Below are 3,472 nucleotides of genomic sequence, written 5' to 3'. Positions count from 1 at the left end.
TGCTCGGCGCCGCCCGCTCCCGTCGGGCCGGCGGCCGCCGGCCCGCGCCGCATCACAATCGTCGCGACGACCGATTTACACGGCCACGTCGAGGCGCTGCCCGTGCTGGCCGGCTACATCGACAACCTGCGGGCCGAGCGGCCGGGCACGCTCGTCGTCGACTCGGGCGACATGTTTCAGGGCACGCTCGAGTCGAACCTGGGCGAGGGCGACGCGGTCGTCGCGGCCTACGCGGCGATCGGCTACGCGGCAGCGGCGATCGGCAATCACGAGTTCGACTTCGGCCCGGTCGGACCCTCGGCAGTGGCCGACGCTCCCGGCGACGATCCGCGCGGTGCGCTCAAAGCTCGGGCCGCCGAGGCGCCGTTTCCGCTGCTCATGAGCAACGTCGTCGACGCCGAGTCCGGGCGGCCGCCGGCGTGGCCCAATGTCGTCGCCACCGCGCTCGTGAGCGCCGGCGGCGTCCGCGTGGGTCTGGTCGGCGCCACGAGCGAGGACACGCCGGTCACGACCATGCCGGCCAACTTCGCCGGCCTGCGCGTCGAGCCGATCGCCCCCGCGCTCGCGCGCGCCGCGAGCGACCTGCGCGCGCGGGGAGCGGAGGTCGTGGTCGCCCTCGTGCACGCCGGCGGGGCATGCCGCCGGTTCGACGACCCGGACGATCTGTCGTCGTGTGACGCGGAGGCCGAGATCTTCTCGGTCGCGCGCGCGCTGCCGCCCGGTCTCGTCGACGCGATCGCCGCCGGGCACACGCACGGCGCAATCGCGCACCGGGTCGCGGGCATCCCGATCGTCCAAGCCTACGCCTACGGGCGCGCGTTTTCGCGCCTCGACCTCGACGTGACGGACGGCGGCGTCACCGCGCACATCGCGCCTCCGCACGAGCTGTGCGTCGAGGTCGACGACTGCACGTACGAGGGGCGGCCCGTCCGCCCGTCGGCCGCCGTGGAGGCGGCGATCGCTCCGGCGGTGCGGCGCGCGGCGGCGGTGCGGGCACGGCCGGTCGGCGTCGACGTGGTCGAGCCGATCCAGCGCGCGTACGCGGCGGAGTCGGCGCTCGGCAACCTGTTCGCCGACCTGATGCGCGAATACGCCGGCACCGACGTCGCGCTGACCAACGGCGGCGGTCTGCGCGCGGACTTGCCGGCCGGTCCGCTGACCTACGGCGCGCTGTACGAGGCGATGCCGTTCGACAACCGGTTTGCGATCGTGCGGCTGCGCGCGCGCGACCTCGCTCGCGTGATCGCAGACAACCTGCGCGGCAAGCGGGGCATCCTGTCGGTGTCCGGCGTGCGCGCGATCGCCGCGTGCGGCGCGGGCGGCCTCGACGTGTCGCTCGTGCGCGACGGCGAGCCCGTGGATCCCGACGCGCCGCTGACCGTCGCGACGAGCGACTTTCTTGCGACGGGTGGCGACGGTGGGCTGTTTCGCAACCTGGGCCTGCCGCCGGACGCGATCGAACTGCGCGGCGACCCGACCATCCGCGACGCGATGGCCGAGCGGCTGCGCGCGCGCGGCGGCCGGCTCGCTCCCGCCGACGTGTTCGACCCGGCCCGGCCGCGGATCGGGCTGCCGAGCCCGCGGCCCGTCCGGTGTGGCGCGCAGGCGGCAGACGCCGGCGCGGCCGCGCGGAGCGGCGAGTCGTCCGGCGGCCGGCCACATCGCCGGCCGGGCCGTCACGCCGTCGGCGCGCGCCGCCGCAGGTAGCGGTCGCCGGCGCGGGCGGCGCGGATGACGGCGCGCAGCGCCGGCAGGTGCCACCGCGGCAGCGCCTCGGCGGGCGCGCGCGGAAACAAGAACGCGTTGAGACGCTCCTGGCCGGCGCGGCCGACGCGCAACAGGCCGCGCGTGCCGTCCGCCGCGCTGCCGCCGAGCGCCTCGCGCATGTCGTCGTATACCTGTCGTTGCATGCGGAACCCAAGCCGCTGCATCTCCGCCTGGTCGATGCCCAACGTCTCGAACGCATCGCGCAGCGTGAGGCCGCCCGCGAGCATCATCAGGTTGATGCGCAGCTGAAACAGCCACAGCGCGGCCGCGTCCCGTCGTGACAGCTCGCGCAGGATGCCGGGCAGCGCGAGGACGCCGAGCCCGACGTGCCGCGCTTCGTCGCGCTCGTAATACGGCAACAAGTCGGATAACACGGGCTCGATGCGGGCGCGCGCGAGCATACGGAACAGCACGATCGCCGTGTTCTCGACGAGCAGCTGCATGCCGACGAGCTTGTGCAGCAGGTTGTCGGTCTCGAGTAGGTCGACGAGCAACTGGCGGCTGAACCCCCCGAGCGGCGGGACGTCGAGACCGGCTTGCCACAAGTAGTCGCGCAACACGTAGAAGTGGCGCGCATCGTCGAACACCTGCGACGACGCGGCCATCTTCGCGTCGCAGTCGTCGAGCTTCGTCGCGATGTCCGCGCTGATCGACCACGCCGCGAGTTCGCCCCACAGCAGCACAGAACACACGCGCGCGAGCGCGTCGCGCCGGTCCTCCGGCACGTGGATGCCGCCGTGGCGGTCGACGAGTGACGCCAATACCTCGCGGCCGTCCCACGCATTGGCGTGCGCGACGTGGTAGATGCGCCGCAGTTTGCGGGTCGTGGCCTCTGCTCGGCCGACGAGGTCCGGGTCGGCGAGCCGGTACGGCGGAAACGTGTCGCGCGGCCGCGCGGGGCGCGTCCACCGCGATCGGCGCGCGTGCGCCGGCAAGGACGCGGTGAGAGGGCGCGGTTCAGGTGGAGTCGTCATGGCAGCCTCCGGGGTGCGGAACGCGGTCCGATAGCAGTCCGCCGATGTGCAGGCGCGCCGTCGCGAGTGCGAGCGCGTCCAGGTCCACGGGCGCGTCGCGGCGCAGCGCGCGGACCGCGAGCTTTTCGACGCCGCCCACCATGAGCGCCGCCGTGAGGTCTGCGTCGAGATCGGCCCGCACGACGCCGAGTTGTTGTGCAGATCGGAGGTCGTCGGCGACGATCGCGATGAGGCCCTCGTCGATTTGCGCGAGGAGCGCTTCGACCTCCACGTCGAGGCCGCCCGCCTCGCGCAGCAGGATGCGCAGCGTGCGCTCGTCCTCGAACACGGCGTCGAGCACCTCGCGCACGCGTCGCGCCGACCAGCGGATTGCGGCGTCGCGGTCGATGGTTTCCGGCGGGGGAAGGTCGGTGACGGCGCGGCGGTCGATCATGTGGGCGCGGACGCGGTCGAGCGTCTCGCGCAAGATGGCCGCGAACACGGCCTTCTTGTTCGCGAAGTACTGATACAGCGTGCCGCGGCCGATCCCGGCGGCGCTGCAGATGTCACTGATGCTCGCGCCGTGGTAGCCCGCCTCGGCGAACACGCGCTTGGCGCAGTCGAGAATCTGGCGCCGGCGCACCGCGGATGGCATGTAACTCATTGAAGAAAAATAGAACTGACGTGTCAGTTCTCCCGTCCTTCCGAGCCTACCCGTTTGACCGCGCGTGTCAAGGCGATCGCGCGCAGCC

At 73.0% G+C, this 3,472-nt stretch carries 3 protein-coding genes; 1 reads left to right on the top strand and 2 read right to left on the bottom strand.

All coding sequences use genetic code 11. The annotated features are described in order from the left end of the window. Nucleotides 1-1,707, top strand: a 1,707-nt coding sequence (locus D6689_19095; GenBank protein RMH38609.1) for a bifunctional metallophosphatase/5'-nucleotidase, incomplete at its 5' end; no start/stop codon positions are given. Here the strand turns inward: D6689_19095 and D6689_19090 are convergent. Then, nucleotides 1,677-2,702 (bottom strand): ferritin-like domain-containing protein, encoded by a 1,026-nt coding sequence (locus tag D6689_19090; GenBank protein ID RMH38608.1) that lies wholly within the window; start codon nt 2,700-2,702, stop codon nt 1,677-1,679. The genes D6689_19095 and D6689_19090 overlap by 31 nt on opposite strands. Before the next feature lie 22 nt (nt 2,703-2,724). Further along, nucleotides 2,725-3,384: a TetR/AcrR family transcriptional regulator gene (locus D6689_19085; GenBank protein ID RMH38607.1), complete on the bottom strand. Its 660-nt coding sequence runs from the start codon at nt 3,382-3,384 to the stop codon at nt 2,725-2,727. Nucleotides 3,385-3,472: the final 88 nt, after the last annotated feature.

Source organism: Deltaproteobacteria bacterium, from assembly GCA_003696105.1.
In the GTDB taxonomy this organism is placed as follows: domain Bacteria; phylum Myxococcota_A; class Polyangia; order Haliangiales; family J016; genus J016.
Note: the sequence above shows the minus strand (reverse complement) of the source record. Positions and strands in the feature narration are given on the sequence as shown.